Below are 17,317 nucleotides of genomic sequence, written 5' to 3'. Positions count from 1 at the left end.
GAGGATACAATGATGAAGAAGATTAAATATGCAATAGTTTTAATATCAGGCTTGGTTCTTTTACAAAGCTGTTCAGATTTTTTCAATACTAACCCGGATGATTTGCTTTTAGGAGAAGATTACATTTCAAGTAACGATGAACTCTACTCCGGATACATGGGCGTTGCTGCTAAAGTAGCAGATGTTGCAGACAAGGCAGTGATCCTTTCTGAGCTTCGTGGCGACTTGCTTGAACCGACAGAAAATGCACCTCAGGGTTTATGGGAGATTTATAACTATACCAACGATAATAACAATGAATTCACCAATCCCAGCGATTTTTACGATGTGGTGGTGAATGCCAACGATTTTATCCGAAATGCGATTATTTACAAGAAAAATAATCCCAAAGCTGTTACGGATGATGTATTTGACGGTTTTATCAGTGCTACAATCCGGTATAAAGTATGGGCTTATCTTATGATAGGAAAACTCTACGGAAAAGCAATTTACTTTGATGACCCTATGGTGGAATATCAACCTGACCACAACTATCCTACTCTGGATTTTGATCAGTTAATTGATCAGTTAATTCTGTTAATGAGAGATGGAATAAGTATTACTAACGATACAATTGATTATAAGATTAACGGCATGGTTCCATTTCTTTTCTCTGATGTGATTTCGTCAGAAACAACAGATCAGTCATGGGATATTATCAATCCGTTCCCTGAGTGTCTGAACATTGAACTTGACCTGTGGGATGAGAATTATGACCAGGTAATTGATGAGGCGATATGGTTTCTGTATGCCGATGGATCAACAAAGAAATGGAAGATTACATTTGATGAACACGATTCTGAATGGTTTTCAGATATATTTACCACCATTAACAGTGGCCTCCTAACAGATGTGAGGATTAATTGTACTTTATATAACTACGATAATGGACAGAGTAATGATTTATTAAGGTATTTCTCCAATCAAGAACCTAACTTTTATTATCTGCGTCCTACTCAGGCAATTATGGACCGGTTTGATAATCAATATCAAAAAGATGGTATAACAAAAGGTGATAAGTACCGTGGTGATGGCAGATCATATGATGAGATTGATGGGGAATTGGTATACCGTAAACTGACTCATTATTTTGAAGATGATGCAAATCAGGTATATAAAACGGTTGACAATATTTATATGTACAGGGCTCCGGATATTCATTTTTTCCTCATGGAAGCTTTAAATCAAAAACATATGTTCAGGGAAGCAGAAGCCCTTTTAAACGGAGGTATGTTTAGTGATTACTATTCAAAATTTGAAGAATCAGAATGGCGTTATCCATTTACCGATCCTTTGATTTATGATGCGTTTACAAATAATAAATATCCGAATGCCGGAGTAAGAGACCGTGTTTCGCTTGCCTACGTATTTCCGTCTGCCGATTCCATAGCACAGCCGGACACCTACTGTTACCAGCTCGATTCCCTTATACTGGATGAAACCTGTATGGAAAGTAATGGTGAAGCCCGCTCCTATTTCGCGATGATCCGTATGGCAAAACGCTGGAACGATCCATCCATTTTGGCCTCAAGAGTCAGTGCAAAATATCCCGACGGGAAAAAAGAAGAAGTATATCAGTACCTTATGACACCTGAGAACTGGTACATAAAATTTGACTTATCGAATAATTAAAATGTTTACAGGAGAGCAGTAATAAACTTCTCTCCTGTTTTTTAAATATAAAATCCAATACAGACCACTGTTTCATAAATATTCATTTCAGAATCTGTATCATTAAATAATATAGACTATGAAAATATTCGCTACATTAATATCAGTTTTTATTTTTATATCAGTAAATGCACAACAACTCGCGTTTCCGGGTGCGGAAGGTTATGGGAAATATGCAGTAGGCGGAAGAACAGGAACTGTATATCATGTTACAAATCTTAACGATAGTGGCACCGGATCTTTTCGTGATGCAGTAAGTCAGCCAAACCGCATTGTTGTATTTGATGTTGCGGGCATCATACGACTTGAGAGTGTTGTGGTGGTTAGCCGCAATGTTACAGTTGCAGGGCAAACTGCTCCGGGCGATGGTATAACACTTTTCGGCAACAGACTGGCATTCAACAGTAATTCAGGAAATAACATCATAAGATATCTCAGGGTCCGTCTGGCACGGGCTGCCGGTAGCGGTGTGGATGCGATGTCCATTTCTGATAACGCCGACAACATGATGTTCGATCATGTGTCTGTGACATGGGGAGCTGACGGTACTTTTGATATTAATAGTGGAGATGCAGAAAATATCACCATTCAGGACTGTATCATTGGTCAGGGTGCTGACTGGCACGGGCATTCAACCGGAGGCCTGATTCAGTGCGGCCCGATTTCAATCATCCGAACACTCTGGATCGATAATAATACGCGTAATCCCAAAATAAGGTTTGAACACGAAATCATCAACAATGTATTATACAACTGGGGTTCACGCGGTTTAATTATGGGTGATACCGAAAATGCTGATTCACATTGCAACCTCATCGGTAATTACTTTATTGCCGGCCCATCCAGCAGTTCAGACAGTTATGTTTCCGGAACTACACCATACTATCATGTTTATCAGCAGGATAACTGGCTTGATGTCAACAAAAACAGTTCGTTGGACGGCACATTACTTGGTAGCGGAGATTACAAAACAGCTACTGTTGAATCAACACCGTACAATCATCCCGGAGTTAATACTGTACTCTCAGCGCAGGATGCCGTTGCACATATCATTGATAATGTTGGTCCCTCAATAGCCAGAGATGCCGTAGATAAGCTTCTTATCAATCAGTTGTCATCTTACGGAACATCCGGTGCAATTGTAATGGATGAAAACAGTAATGGTATACCCAATGGTGGTCTGGGTTATGTTTTTAATGGTCCTAAACCACTTGATTCAGATAATGATGGAATGCCTGATGACTGGGAAGATGCAAACAGCTTAAACAAAAACAGCAACGACGCAATGACAATTGCCGCCAATGGTTATGCGAATATTGAAAATTATATCAATTCAATCAACGGGCCGGTACAACCTTTCTTAAGATATCCTACCGGGGTTTACATTACAGGAAAAACAGAGAATTCCGTGTCATTAAAATGGACAAACAATGACGAAGCTGACAAGATATATATTCTATACGGTAAATCCATTGATAATTTAATCAGATCTGTTTACGTAACGGGTGATCAGACTACTGTTACTATCCCCAATCTGACAAGCAGCACAACATATTATTTCAGGTTGATGGCAGCCAGTGCAACAGCAAATTCTACCTATTCAGATGTTATTTCTGCTAAAACCGATGATGCTCCAATGCCACCTGTCGCCTGCTCTTCACCTTCTCCGGCCAACGGTTCTACACTGAATTTCACTGACAACATACATTTGACATGGGACAATACGACCAATACTCTTGGCGGAACATTATACTACACTGTCTATCTGGGCACCAGTCAGGAAAATATGAATTTAGTGGGCGAAAGCATCACAGATAAAACATATTCTGCCGGTTCACTGGAAGCAAACCAGACATATTACTGGAGAGTTAAAACAACCAACGATCTGGGCACAGATGATGGTGTAACATGGTCCTTTTCAACAGAAAGCAGCAGTTTAAATAAACTTTTGTACATCCCGTTTGATGAATCAAGCGGAACAATAGCAGCAAATGAAGCCGGATCACAAAATGCCGTTGCAAAAAATATTACGCCGGTGTGGATGGCCGGAAAAGTCAATAATTGTGTGTATCTGAATCCTACAACCACGCAAACAGGAATGGTGGTCCCATATTATTCGGATCTTTATATAAACAACACTTCTTTTACCATTACATTCTGGATGAAAGCCGATGTAAATGCGAATGGAGATGATGTGTATGTGTTTCATAAGGGAACACATAATACAGACAATGAAGGAACCGGAAAATGGATAGGCATTCAATTAAAAAAAGGTGATCGCTTAACTTTTGGAATTGACGATAATTCTACTAAAACAGTCATTGATCTAACCAGCGATCCGAATCAGTATTTTAATAATGAGTGGCATTTTGTTACTTGTATGCGTGATGTGGAACAGGATCAGTTACGGTTTTATATGGATGGAAACCTTGTAAAATCAACTACAGATAATACCGGAAATATTGGAGAAACAGGGGATCTAGCTATTGGAAATAACAATACGGCATACGATACACCGTACAAAGGTTCCATTGATGAGTTGACAATTTACGATGGCGCTTTAGCTCCTGCGGACATCCAATATTTGTTTAACTCATCGGTGAGTGCTATAAAAGGATTAAATCTTAAATCGCTGGAAATTTATCCAGTACCATTTACCGATAATCTGAATATTACGAATCCTGAACAAAATTCAGAAGCTGTTAATATTCAAATCTTTGATTTGTCTGGACAATTGGTGCACTCAGCTTTGGCTTCCGGTTCAGTATTACATATTAAAAATCTCAGCGGTTTAAATGCGGGCTTATACACATGTCAGATAAAAAGCAAACAAAATCTGTACATTCAGAAAATAATAAAACTTTGATCAACGTCAGTTCGATGTAAGGATATAATTTGACTATAACGGTTTTTATCTGGTAAAAAATCCCCCTGCTTCGCACCCCCTTTTTCAAAGGGGGACTTCAAAACCTGCAATTCGTTGTGTAAGTTTCCTCCTTGCCCGAAAGGAGGTGGATCCTGACCAAAGTGTCAGGAGACGGAGGATTTAAAACTATTGTTTTCTAAATTTATACCAAACTCACGTTAATTAAGCTGATCACTTACTATTTGACCCGGAAATTCTTTTCCGGGTCTTTTTTTAGCATCTTATTTCGATTGATTAAGAAGATCAAAAAACCTATTTTTGTACTAAGCAGGTTTTGGATATTATTCCCCTGCCCTGTTTTAACTTAAAACTTTGAAGCATGCCATTTCTGGTCACTGAAATCAATCCTGTTTTTTCCAATATCGTAGTGCTTTCAATGGTTATCATTGCGGCAGGATTCATTTTTAACCTGCTTAAACAACCATCTATCATATCGTATATCCTGGTAGGCATCCTGGTTGGGCCTCATGTGTTTGGCCTGATTACAAATGAAGCACTAATATCTGATTTCGGTTCATTAGGTCTGGTACTGCTTTTGTTTTTCCTTGGCATGGAACTCTCACTGGATTCACTGATAAAAAACTGGAAACTGGCAGTCATCGGCACACTATTTCAGGTTATTTTTAGCATAGCAGCCATTGCGGTTATCAGCTCCATATTCGACTGGACCTTTAATAAAATAATAATCTTTGGATTTCTTATCAGTTTAAGCAGTACAGCCGTCATTATTAAAGTTCTGGAAGGCAGGAAAGAGCTCGACACAAAAGTTGGACAACAGGTAATTGCCATTCTTCTGGCACAGGATATCTTAATCGTCCCCATGATGCTGAGCATTAATTACATGGGAGGTGATAAACCCGAAATGAAAGAAATCTTACTGCAAGCTATAGGTTCTGTGGCTATCATTGCCATATTGGCCTGGATTTTTTATAAAAAGCAGATTAAACTCCCGTTTGAAAAACTAATTCTCCGGGATCACGAATTACAGGTTTTTGTGGCTTTCTTTATCTGCTTTGGGTTTTCTTTACTGACGGCTATCTTTCATCTTTCGGCAGCACTGGGGGCATTCGTTGCAGGTATTATTGTGGCCTCTTCCCGATCTACAAACTGGGTACATTCTAGCCTGCATGCGTTTCACATCATCTTTGTAGCCATGTTTTTTGTTTCCATAGGTTTAATGCTGGATATTTCATTCTTTCTTGAAAATTATGTAAGGGTCATTATTCTGGTTGTTACGGTACTTGTTATCAATAACATCATAAACGGTGTGGTTTTTAAAATATTTAAAGCTCCGCTTTGTAACAGTATTTATGCCGGTTCTTTGCTGGCGCAGATCGGAGAATTCAGTTTCATTATAGGTGCAACTGCTCACCTGAACGGAATATTGAATACCGAGGAATACCAGATTGTTATCAGCGCCATAACGCTTTCCCTGGTACTCAGTCCTTTCTGGATTTCTCTTATTCACCGTTTATTCAGAAAGAAACTTAGTGCCTGCAACTTTTAAATTCTAAACAATTACTTCTGAATTTCATAAAACTGTAAACGTTTACATTTTTTTAAAAATTAATCCCACTATAACTTTAATGATCGGCTATTTTTTCATATTTTAGTGGTGATATTAGTATGTTTCACTTATTAAAATAATTATAGTATGAAGAGAATCTTTACAATTTTAATTGCTTTTACACTTTTAGTAGCCTTTGCAAATGCGCAAAAGAATGTAGTGTATTGTACAACTTTAAGATCTAATCCTGCTGCAAACATGTGGCCTGAGAATAATGATGTAATTATTCAAATGCTGAACGCAGATCCAAATTTCAATGTTACTGTAAAAGTTTTGGAAGCAGGAGGTATTGACCCGGACACACAAAGTCCTGTTGACCTTTCAGGTTATGATGTTATTATTTTACATGATGGTTTAGGTTCAAGTGATGAATTCTGGAAGCCTACTGGTGCTGCGGCTTTAGCAACATTACCAGCTCCTACTTTATATGATAAAATATATGCGTTTCAAGCGGGTAAAGCATTCACAACCAGCGATGGAGCTTCAGCAAATGCAGAAAATGTTTATAACCTGACAATTGTTGATGGCACAAGTGATTTATTTAAAGGGATAGATGTATCATCAGGTGTTATTACTGCAATGAAAGGTGGTGTATCAGATGATGGTAGTACAGGCGTTAGAGGTCTGCAGTATAATACAGGAAATGTAGTACCTGATAATACATTGCTTGCATATCCTGAAGGAGCTTCTGATGTGACCATATCTTTTTCCGATTTTGCTGCAGGCTCAACAATTGATGATGCAACACTTCAAAACCGTGTAATTGTATTGGGATATAATGTTGGTGTAACAAGAAACACTGACTATGCAGATAAATGTGCGATGACAGCAGAAGGATTGACAATTTGGAGAAATGCAATTTATATGTTAGCAGAGTTGGCTGTACCGGAAACGCTGGCTGATTTTAGCTTTTTAGCAACCAGTATTGAAAAAACTCAGATTGAGAGTGCTTCTGCTTATGCCGTAAGCGGCGGTATCAGAGTACCTGCAGAATCAAATGCAAGCATTTATTCCATTTCAGGAAAAGTAGTAGCTAAAGCTGTTACCAGTAGTTTTGTGGAATGTCCAAAAGGCATCTATATCGTAGAAATTGGTGGAACAACATCTAAAGTAATGGTGACTAAATAATTATAAAAGTCATAAATCAAAAAAGCGGTAGAATTCTCTACCGCTTTTTTTATGCTTGTTTTCCATCACCGGGATTAGTTAACCAATCCCCTGTCTTCATTTTATGTCCTTATATTAAATATCATAGTCAACATAAGTTCAGAATAAAAATCAGATCATAATAGTTCTAAATCCTCCGTCTTCAAACCTTTCGGTTTGAATCCACCTCCTTTCAGGCAAGGCGGATAGTTACCCACAAATTCAGGTGGAATTTTAACAAAAGTGGACTTTGCTACAAGCTTGGTGTCCTTCGTGGTAAAATTTAACCACAAAGAAACTGTTCCTAAACAAGAAACACCACCGAAAACGGCAGCGTTCCTTTACTATTTGTTCTTAACATTTACATTTTAAAATCCAAATACATCCTCCAGCGTCAGTGTTTTGACGGGGGCAATGGATTTGAGTTTATCGTTGGTTACAATATTCTGATCACCGATAATAACATATGTATATTTTTTATCTTTAATATGTTCATCAAAGAAATTCTGCACATCATCAAGCGTCATGGTCTGTGCAGCTTCATAATAATCCTTACGAATATCGTGATCTATGCCTTTTTTCTCATTAGCCAGCCAGGTCCAGAAGATCCGTTGTTTGGTGATTCTGTCCGTCTGAATATTCTTGATGATATTGTTACATGCAATATTAAAAGGATTCTCAGACATAACCATTGTTTCCAACAACCCATCCATGGCTGAAACAGCATCCAGCATTTTATCTGCCTGTGTATAAATTACGCCCTGAATAAAGAAATTATCATCCTTCTCCTTTGGTGTTATATAACCAGCCCAGGCCGAATATGCCAGCGCTTTTGCTTCCCTGATTTCCTGAAAGACGATAGAACTCATGTTTCCACCGTAATACTCATTAAAAATATGCGCATCTACCATAACCTTTTCATTATAAGGCACATCTTTGGATAAGTAAAGTACATCAACCTGTGTTTTGGGATAATTGAGGTACAGCACATTTTTAGCGGTAAAATCGTTAGTTGTAAATTTCTTCTCTGCCGGACAATCTGCGAGCTCTCCTTCCACCCTGTGATGCTTTTTAATAATATTTGCTACTTCAGGCGCCATTTGTGGTCCATAGTAAAATACCCTGTGTTTAAAACTATTGAATTCTGCAATGGCATCAGTCAGATCCTGTGGATTCATCGACCTCAAATCATCTTCAGATAATATATCTGTTATAGGTGAAACAGGACCGTATTTCGCATAATTCAGGATAGCTGTTCTGATGGCACCGGGGTTCTTCTTCTGATCGCTGCGACTTTTTAAGATTCTGTCCACAAGGCTCTCATAAGCTGCAGAATCAGGTTTGGCACTCGCCAGCAAATGTTCCACTAATTCCAGTCCCTGCAACATCTTTTCACTTAATCCGGAAATCTTAATGGTCGATTGAGTTCCCCCAACACTGGAATCAAATGTAATTCCCATTTTATAAAATTCCTTGCTTATTTCCTCAGCCGTATAATGATCTGTTCCAAGAAATTGGAGATAACTCATGGCCAAAGCCAGTTTTTTGTCGTTCCTGTCACCCATATCCCAAATAAAATCCATTTCAAAGAGATCGTTGGTAGTGTTTTTAATATAATCCAGCTCAAGGCCCGGCTCCAGTTCTTTCCGTTCAAGCATCTCATCGAAATTCACAAAAACGGGTTCTATAGAATCTGTTTTTTCACTCAGAAAATGCTTCAGATAGTCGGACTGAATATCACGGTTAATTTCCACTGAGGTGATTTGCGGTTTTTCAACTTTTACAACGTCGCCAGGCTCTCCGTTTCGCTTATAAACGACCACATAATTATCTTTATAATGTTCATTGGCAAACGCTACAAGTTCATCTTTAGTGATTTTTGCTACCTGATTATAGAAATCAAATAACTCTGCCAGATTCATGTTGTACACAAAAGCATCCAGTAACAAACTTACCCTGTTATTACTTTCAGTACGCTTTATCATATCAACTTTAAAATTATTATTGACAGCATCCATCAGCCAGTCCTCAAACTCACCTTTCTTAACTTTTTCTATTTCGCCCTGGATAAGATCTTTCACTTCCTCCAGTGTCTGGCCCTCTTTCGGAACACCGTAAAACATATGCATGCCGTAGTCGCTCTGAAAGCTCGGCCCACAGCCAGCATTCAATACTTTCTGTTTCTGTACCAGGTCCAGGTCAATTAAACCAGCCACACTGTTGTTCAGGATCATATCAATCATGTACACATATTTCCTGTCTTCTGATTTTTCACCGTTGAACCGGTAAGCAAACATCACATTCTCAGCTTCCGGACCGTATACTTCTTTCTCAATCACATGCGTAATGGGCTCTTCTTTCGTATGCTTAATTTCAGGCAATGGTTTTGATTTGAATTTTCCAAATGTTGAATCTACCAGCTGAATGGTTTTATCATAATCCAGGTCACCACTTAAAATCACAGCCATATTATTAGGCACATACCAGGTATGAAAAAATTCCATGATATTCTTCTGGGAAGGATTTTTCAGATCTTTGGGGTAACCAATTATATCACGGCCAAGCGGATTATTGGGAAACAGGTTCTCCATAAGAACAGATCTTTCCCTTGACATATCCCTGTCCTGACTCATATTGAACTCTTCATACACTGTTTCCAGCTCGGTGTGGAATAGCCTTAGTACAGGATCTGTAAAACGCTCCTGCTCCATCTCCAGCCAGCGTTTCAGTTCATTTGATGGAATTTCATTGACATATGTCGTTGTTTCGTACGACGTAAATGCATTGGTTCCGGTTGCACCGATAGCCGAGGTCATCCTGTCATATTCATTCGGGATGGCATATCTGGATGCAATTTGAGACAATCTGTCAATTTCCTTATAAATAGCTTTCTTCTCTTCTTCTGTTGCCGCATTCTTATGCTGTTCGAACAAATCAGAGATACTATCGAGATAGACCTTTTCCTTTTCCCAGTTCGAAGTACCAAACTTAGCCGTTCCCTTGAATAGCAAATGTTCAAAATAATGAGCCAGACCGGTTGTTTCTTCCGGATCATTTAATGAACCGGACCGTACCGAAATATAGGTCATAATACGTGGTTCATCCTTATTAACAGAAAGATAAACCTTCAATCCGTTATCAAGTGTATAAACGCGTGTATCAGTAGGGTCATTGGTTACTTTTTCATAGGAATAACCATTTTCGTCAACCATCTCGCGAACAACGTATTTATCCTTGTTACATGAATAGAAAATTAACGTTGTTAAAATGGCGGTTAATAGAATAAATCTTTTCATTATATACCTGTTTAAATGTGTAAATACAAAAATACTGAATTGTTTACATTGTTCTATAAACGCATGTTATTAGTACGCCAATTACCTCTTTTTATCGGTAAACAGCGAAAATAAGGGGTTAACCGACGTAGGGCTTACTCAACATTCAGTTCAAGCTCAGCTGCTTCTATTTCTTCCCTGCTTCCAAAATCAATAACTCCCAAAGCAGAATACTTACCCGCATTCAGCGTATCGGGCAAGGCAAAAAATACTTCACGTTCTGAATCAGGAAGCATGGTAAAAGCTTTCACTCCTATCCGGTCTACTTTACCAGTGCTATAGCTTGTAAGTTCAACATATGAGGCACAGTTCAGGATTGCTTCGCCCGTATTATCAACGGTCATCAATAAACCGTTTTCACCTTTGTCGTTTTTATTTTTTTCAAAACCGGTAATTTCAGCGCGTTTCAGGTTTACGGCCGGCGGCGTCTGAAATACATAAACAACCAGCTGGAACGTTTCCATAATACCGAAACCCATTTGATTACCATTTTCACCAGGCTGCCTCTCCCTTGCCAGTCTAACAACAACAGAACCCCATTTTACCTGGTTCGCCTCCGGTACATTTGCCAGATTTATGGCCACATTTATTTCCTGTGTCTCTCCGGGACCCAATTCAAAGAAATTAGGTGTGGCTGTAATATTACTTTTTAACGAATGAACCGATTCACCATGCTGCATCATTCTTGTTTTCCCTTTGTTTCCTTCCGGTTCAAAATCCGAAAAGCTTATGGTATATGCCTGATTCGATGATGTACTGTTTGTAACTCTAAGCGTCTGTGTTTCTGATGATCCGGGACTTGCATTGAAAAATAGTCTGGATGGTGCAACTGTGGCTCCCTGTCCATAAGTATTCAATACTATGATGGTAAAAAATAAAATTGAGGGTAATAACTTCTTACTTAATTTCATGGTTCTTAAAATTTCTTTATGTTCATTCTGCGTTCCTGTTCTGATATTAAGAAATTTACAAATACAGACTTGTTTTTATCGTTAATCTCCACCGGAATATCATTTTCCTGTACTGAGAATCCGGATCCAAAAACAGCACCATTGACGGCTACCGTATAACTTCCGCCCGGCACTTCTATTTTGAAAAATCCATTCTGATCCGTAAGCGTGGAATATTCATTTCCAAATGTATCTTTTGCAACAACTCTTACATTGGACATTTCTACATCTTTTTCAGAGAACCGGGTATATTTTGCCTTTTGAATTTGCAAGGTACCCATAATTTTTCCTCCTGAAGAGAAAGGTAAATATACAACTTCGTCTTTAAAAAGCTCTATTGATGTAATGCTATTGTTGTAAAAACCATCCCCCTGGGTGAGTTTTTCAACCAGCAGTGCGTAATTTCCCCTGGTTATATTTTCAAGAAATCCTTCACCATCATCACCTGTAAGAACCTTATATCCATCCATTGAATTAAATAAGCCTTCATCTTCTGCCGGAATGAGCGATACCAGTACGTTTGACAGACTTTTTTCGTTTTTATCCTTAATACCATTACCGTTTTCATCATAAAAGGCGATGCACTTTACATCGAAGAAACGCTTCCCCGAAACCGGGATTCCAAGTTCCTTGCGCACACCAAATCCCAACTCAAGGTTTGTAGATGAAGTTCTGACGTAAGTATCAGGTTGATTGATAAACTGCTGTTGTCTGCTGAAATAGGATATATTACTGTAAAAGCTGAACCTGAATCCGGTCTTTGAATACCAGAATAACTCCGGTCTGGAATTAAATATATGTTGCTTGCGAATCAACCTGTAGTTGTAGTTTCCACTAAACCGCGCCAGCAACCTGTTTTTTGCCATCCACAAATCGTAATATCCATTCAGGAAGATCGTTTGTGGATTTTCCCTGGACTGAGCATATTCACTGAATTCGTAATAATAAAATGGTCCGTAATGATATCTGAGGTTAAGCAGAAAGTTGCTCCTGTACCTGTAAGAGGTCTTTAAACGGGCGCTGAAAAAGGATCCGAAACCTGCTAACTCAGGAAACTGATTGACATCCGTATTTACCGAGGCAGATATGCGTGAATTATCTTCAAATCTGCGGTAATACGAAAGTCCTACTCCCTCGTTAACCATTTGCAGACTGTTATAAAAGCGCTCGCGCGCGTAGAATGAACCTGTAAATGTATTCATGCGTTCCGAAGCAGACAATTTGTATTCTGCCTGATTTGTCCTTGACCTCAACCCCTGCTGAACGAGATTTCCAAATACATCGTATATGTCAGGTCTTGAGGAAAAATGACTGACCAACAGCCGGGATTGCAAACCGTTATTATGGTAATATCCGGTTATCCCTGACAGCTGTGTAATACCCGGCGATGGTTCATATGTTGGTGTTCCGTATCGCCCGGTAGCAGAAAAAGTAACACGGTTAAACCTGCCGCCGTAACTTAACCGGGCTCCATAACCGTTTTTGGTAAAATTTCCCGGATTCTTATACAGATAGGTCCTCATGTTGTAGCCCAGCATCAGGCGCACCATGTGGTTTTTATTTATTCTCCACGAAGATTCAGGAATAACTGTAACATTTCGTTGGTTGTTATAGTTGTTTTCTTCATAAAATGAATAAACAGCTGAATTAAGATTACGGGGTGAATAATTATATTTATAATACAGGCTTCCACCCCATCTTTCAATGTCAAACATATTCGGACTGGCAACAATACCACCTCCTACTTCATGGCCTCCTGATCTGTATCCGCCCCGGACACCTTTACCCGAAACAGAGGCACCTTCATGGTTCAGAACAAGGTTACCCAGTTCGCCATAATATTTCGGAGCGTTGTAACCAACAAAAAAGTAATCACCCAGAAACGCATCAGCGTTCAGGACGTTAGTATTAAAATTGGTCTGGTAGAAATAATTTAATTCATTTACCTCATTTATGGTTTTATTTCCATAAGCCTGAAAACTCAGATAAGTGGATTGCTCCAGAATATTATAGGCATCAAGTTGCACTACCAAAGGCAAACTGACAGATCCGTACCGGTTTTCCTGGTAATAATCAGAAACCTTATTGAGTGTAATATTTTCCTTATCCACAGCATACAAATGATCATCGCCCTCATTATTGGCCTCTGCCCTGACGTTATAAATTTCGCGGTTAGGCTTTTTAATCAGCGTGTTATATGTATTCTCTCCCTCGAATGTCCTGTTGATGGCCGCATGAAAATTCAACACCGTATCTTTTCCACTTTCCAGACTAAAATTCTCGGGTTTAAAAATTCTGTAATTATCATCGTATAATACAAGTTTATCTCTGAAAGCATCCAGGTTAAAGGTCAGGTTTTCTGTCGCATTACCCTGATTAATCACATAAAAGCTTATATCTGCGGTATCCTTCCCCTGCAAAAAATAAATCTGATTTGATTCCGGTTGAATATGCCAGTTGCTCATTCTTTCGACGGTTAAAATCCAGTTGTCGTTGCTAACAAGAAAACCATCACTGAATAATTCAGCTCCCAGAACAGCATAATCACCTCCCTGTATGTTTTTATCCGGAATCATGTACACCGGAACATATATACTGTCATGAGGCGCAAGCATAAACGTCCGGCTCTGTATCCCCAATAGTTTCCACTTTTGAGGAACCTTAAAATTCAATAAAAAAGGATATGTATTATTTGTATTATTCAGGATCTTTATTCTGTTCCTTGCTATTTCGGAAACAGATTCAGATGAATTTTTTTCCAGAAACTGCATCACGATTCCCTGTTGGGCATACAATGCCTGAAAACCTACTATCCAGAGTAATATATACAGTAAATATTTTTTCATTTACAGGTCTTCACTTATTGTAAAAACAATTTCCAGCCGGTACAGGCCGGGCCTTAAATAATTAACAGGATCTATACCGGGTGTTATTCTGAAATCAACAAAAAACTCATAACATGAAGGTGTGGTCAGATAATTTCCTGCAACATTTGTTCCGGAATTGGGACAAGGGACATCAATATCCGTTACCGATGAACCGATTAAATACTGATCGTTATCGGTAACCGAAAAAAAATCAGAGATTAAAGGTGTTGATGATGCATTCCTGACACGTAATTCAAGCATATCCAGTGATGGAACGGTACCGTTCGATCCATAAGATTCCACCACAGACCAGTCTGCAGTGGTTGACTTTACACTCAGATCCCATCTCCTGTCGGTGGACACATTAAGTTTTAACGAATTAAACCTGGTAATTCCGGACTTGTAGTCAGCAATAGAGGAAAAAATAAAATCAACTTCAGGTGAAGTTTTTAATTCAAAGGACACCTGAGCTGTTAAAGGCACAAGCCAATATGTACAGTTTAAAACAACAAGTAATATTAATCTGATACATTTCGACATAATCCTAAAAAAGGTTGTCAATTGGTGTTTGACAACCTTTTCAATGCTAAAGTAGTATTTTTTTTATAAATCTTCAACCAAAGAATACACCACTTCGATGTAATAGTAACCTGCCTGTGCATAATCCACAGCGTTACCTAAAGCAATATCATCAAGTGCTACAGTTGAATTAGGGAATGTTGCAGGAACATTTGGTTTCAACCTGTAAGAAATTCTGAATTTATGTGTGGTTGGATTTCCATCTGCAGTACCGGGAGCACCATTTTCGTCCACTCCTGCGAGCGTGTTGTCACCACCCATTAAAAACTGTGTATTGGCGTCAGGAGTTGCATCATCCATACCAGAGTTGGTTAAACCTTTTAAAGATACAAGGTTGTTATCCAGACCAACACCACCTGTAATTGCCGAGTTATCGTAAGAAGAATTAATCTCAAGAATCTCAGCAGGTAAAACAGCTGCACCATTAGTTGAATAAGCTTCAACCTGTGTCCAGGTATCAGAAGCTGCATACACATACATGTCCCACGCAACGGTTGCATCAACCTCAAGCTGGGTCGCATTATACTTAACAATACCTTGCTTATATTCTGCTATGCTGCTAAAACTAAAATCAACCTGTGGATTAGTTGTCATAGTCAGGTTTAGGATTCCTTGCAAATCCATGGTAATATAAGCATACTCTTCGTCAGACAATTGAGCATATCCCGAAAACACACCCAATCCTGCAACAAACATTACTAAAGTTAATAATCTTTTTTTCATCTCATGAATTTTATAGTTATTCTGATACAAATTTACATTTATTTTACATTTAGAACAAATTAAATTATTATTTTTTTAACTATAAGTAAATGCAATGAATATACCTGCCTGAAATATTTCACGTATAATACTCTCTAGCAATACCTTACAGAGAAACAATTTATTTACACAAAAAGATTAATTTATAATAAATCTTAAAAAGACAATTTAAAATACGGGTTTTCAGTTTATAAGATGTAAACAAGCAATTTGATCCAAATTCCCGTTAATCATATTTATTTTTACATATCTTTCAGATACTTATTCAGTGCCATCAGGGCATTGGTGGCAGTCCGTTCTATGTTAACCTGGCGGGAGTAAGGCAATGAGAGTTTCTTTGCAAAACAATCTCCTTTTATGCACCACCCTAACCAAATAGTACCGACCGGTTTTTCAGGGGTACCTCCATCGGGACCGGCAATACCACTGGTTGCGATACCTATCGCGGTATTTAAGCGCCGGCTTACTCCCAATGCCATGGCAATGACGACCTCTTCTGAAACAGCACCATAATTAATAATCAATTCCTCCGGCACATCCAGCATATCCATTTTCACTGCATTATCGTAAGCAACCACTGAACCTTTAAAATACTTTGAACTTCCGGGTACAGACGTTATCTTATGCGCTATAAGACCACCGGTACAACTTTCTGCCGTGGCTACAGTCAGATTCTTATCCGATATCAGTCTGGCCAGAATCCGTTCAGGCAATATTTCATCTTCAGATACCAATATGCTGCCCACCTCATGCTTCAACCTGTTTAAATACGTATCATAAGCAGAACCTGCATTTTTTCCGGTCAGTCGTAGTTTGATATATCCGGGAGATGGTAAGTAAGCCAGACTAATACTTTCGGGCAAATCATATTCAAATTCGGACAGATTTTCAGCCAGCTCGGCTTCCGTGATTCCTGAAACCACAATAGTTTTATATATGTTCAGGTTCTGAAGGTTAAATTTCTGTATCAGCTGAGGAACGACATCCAATTCCATGGATTTTTTCATTTCATACGGAACACCGGGCATTGATACCACAACCCTGCCCTTTTCTTCAAACCACATAATCGGTGCTGTACCTAATGAGTTCATAATAATCCTGGCTTTTTCAGGTACTTCGGCCTGTGACCGGTTATGCGCATTGATATGTCCTATCCGCGGCAAAATAATGCGTTCAACATTTTCCAAAACGTCCTCATTAAACACAAATCCGGAATTAAAGTACGCTGCCAGAACTTTTTTTGTAATATCATCGTTTGTCGGTCCGAGTCCACCGGTTATTAACACCACATCAGAATTTTCCAGTGCGTAATCAAGTGCACTTACAATAGAGTTTCTTTCATCTTTTACACTTTGTTTTCCCGTAACCTCAAAGCCTTCTTTTGAGAGGTATTCTCCTATCCAGGCAGAATTTGTATCAATCACCTGACCAATCAGCAATTCATCGCCAATTGTAATTATATGAACGCGAACCAT

At 38.7% G+C, this 17,317-nt stretch carries 10 protein-coding genes; 4 read left to right on the top strand and 6 right to left on the bottom strand.

Going from position 1 to position 17,317, the window contains the following annotated elements; translation table 11 throughout:
• Positions 1 to 9: 9 nt before the first annotated feature.
• The 4 genes from ACE1ET_RS06010 (at position 10) to ACE1ET_RS05995 (ending at position 7,331) form a co-directional block, all read left to right on the top strand.
• The gene (locus ACE1ET_RS06010; RefSeq protein WP_375727461.1) at positions 10 to 1,671 is read left to right on the top strand and encodes a hypothetical protein; all 1,662 of its coding nucleotides are present in this window, start codon (positions 10 to 12) and stop codon (positions 1,669 to 1,671) included.
• A 118-nt stretch (positions 1,672 to 1,789) separates the two neighbouring features.
• Entirely contained in the window at positions 1,790 to 4,576 is a 2,787-nt protein-coding gene (locus ACE1ET_RS06005; RefSeq protein ID WP_375727460.1) for a LamG-like jellyroll fold domain-containing protein, read from the top strand.
• A 379-nt stretch (positions 4,577 to 4,955) separates the two neighbouring features.
• On the top strand, positions 4,956 to 6,143 hold the full coding sequence (locus ACE1ET_RS06000; protein ID WP_375727459.1) for a cation:proton antiporter domain-containing protein: 1,188 nt from the start codon (positions 4,956 to 4,958) through the stop codon (positions 6,141 to 6,143).
• A gap of 147 nt (positions 6,144 to 6,290) precedes the next feature.
• Positions 6,291 to 7,331: a hypothetical protein gene (locus tag ACE1ET_RS05995; RefSeq protein ID WP_375727458.1), complete on the top strand. Its 1,041-nt coding sequence runs from the start codon at positions 6,291 to 6,293 to the stop codon at positions 7,329 to 7,331.
• Positions 7,332 to 7,717: 386 nt separating this feature from the next.
• Here ACE1ET_RS05995 and ACE1ET_RS05990 read toward each other — a convergent pair whose 3' ends face one another.
• The 6 genes from ACE1ET_RS05990 to ACE1ET_RS05965 form a co-directional block, all read right to left on the bottom strand.
• Positions 7,718 to 10,645 (bottom strand): M16 family metallopeptidase, encoded by a 2,928-nt coding sequence (locus ACE1ET_RS05990; protein WP_375727457.1) that lies wholly within the window; start codon positions 10,643 to 10,645, stop codon positions 7,718 to 7,720.
• 134 nt (positions 10,646 to 10,779) lie between these two features.
• Positions 10,780 to 11,595: a fimbrial biogenesis chaperone gene (locus ACE1ET_RS05985; protein WP_375727456.1), complete on the bottom strand. Its 816-nt coding sequence runs from the start codon at positions 11,593 to 11,595 to the stop codon at positions 10,780 to 10,782.
• A gap of 5 nt (positions 11,596 to 11,600) precedes the next feature.
• Positions 11,601 to 14,480: a hypothetical protein gene (locus tag ACE1ET_RS05980; protein ID WP_375727455.1), complete on the bottom strand. Its 2,880-nt coding sequence runs from the start codon at positions 14,478 to 14,480 to the stop codon at positions 11,601 to 11,603.
• The gene (locus ACE1ET_RS05975) at positions 14,481 to 14,966 is read right to left on the bottom strand and encodes a hypothetical protein (RefSeq protein ID WP_375727454.1); all 486 of its coding nucleotides are present in this window, start codon (positions 14,964 to 14,966) and stop codon (positions 14,481 to 14,483) included.
• 138 nt (positions 14,967 to 15,104) lie between these two features.
• Complete coding sequence (locus ACE1ET_RS05970; protein WP_375727453.1) at positions 15,105 to 15,803, bottom strand: hypothetical protein; 699 nt, start codon at positions 15,801 to 15,803, stop codon at positions 15,105 to 15,107.
• Between the two features lie 281 nt (positions 15,804 to 16,084).
• Entirely contained in the window at positions 16,085 to 17,317 is a 1,233-nt protein-coding gene (locus ACE1ET_RS05965; protein ID WP_375727452.1) for a CinA family nicotinamide mononucleotide deamidase-related protein, read from the bottom strand.

Source organism: Quyinboa mangrovi (genome assembly GCF_042219825.1).
GTDB lineage: Bacteria > Bacteroidota > Bacteroidia > Bacteroidales > UBA5342 > JBHJHP01.
The sequence above is the reverse complement of the archived record's forward strand: the minus strand, read 5'-3'. Positions and strand labels throughout refer to the sequence as shown.

What these genes read in the sequence shown, in the direction of transcription:
- ACE1ET_RS06000 (WP_375727459.1), top strand. Translation starts at nt 4,956, where the DNA reads ATGCCATTTCTGGTCACTGAAATCAATCCTGTTTTTTCCAATATCGTA.
- ACE1ET_RS05965 (WP_375727452.1), bottom strand. Translation starts at nt 17,317, where the DNA reads ATGGTTCGCGTTCATATAATTACAATTGGCGATGAATTGCTGATTGGT.
- ACE1ET_RS05990 (WP_375727457.1), bottom strand. Translation starts at nt 10,645, where the DNA reads ATGAAAAGATTTATTCTATTAACCGCCATTTTAACAACGTTAATTTTC.
- ACE1ET_RS06010 (WP_375727461.1), top strand. Translation starts at nt 10, where the DNA reads ATGATGAAGAAGATTAAATATGCAATAGTTTTAATATCAGGCTTGGTT.
- ACE1ET_RS05985 (WP_375727456.1), bottom strand. Translation starts at nt 11,595, where the DNA reads ATGAAATTAAGTAAGAAGTTATTACCCTCAATTTTATTTTTTACCATC.
- ACE1ET_RS05980 (WP_375727455.1), bottom strand. Translation starts at nt 14,480, where the DNA reads ATGAAAAAATATTTACTGTATATATTACTCTGGATAGTAGGTTTTCAG.
- ACE1ET_RS05970 (WP_375727453.1), bottom strand. Translation starts at nt 15,803, where the DNA reads ATGAAAAAAAGATTATTAACTTTAGTAATGTTTGTTGCAGGATTGGGT.
- ACE1ET_RS05995 (WP_375727458.1), top strand. Translation starts at nt 6,291, where the DNA reads ATGAAGAGAATCTTTACAATTTTAATTGCTTTTACACTTTTAGTAGCC.
- ACE1ET_RS06005 (WP_375727460.1), top strand. Translation starts at nt 1,790, where the DNA reads ATGAAAATATTCGCTACATTAATATCAGTTTTTATTTTTATATCAGTA.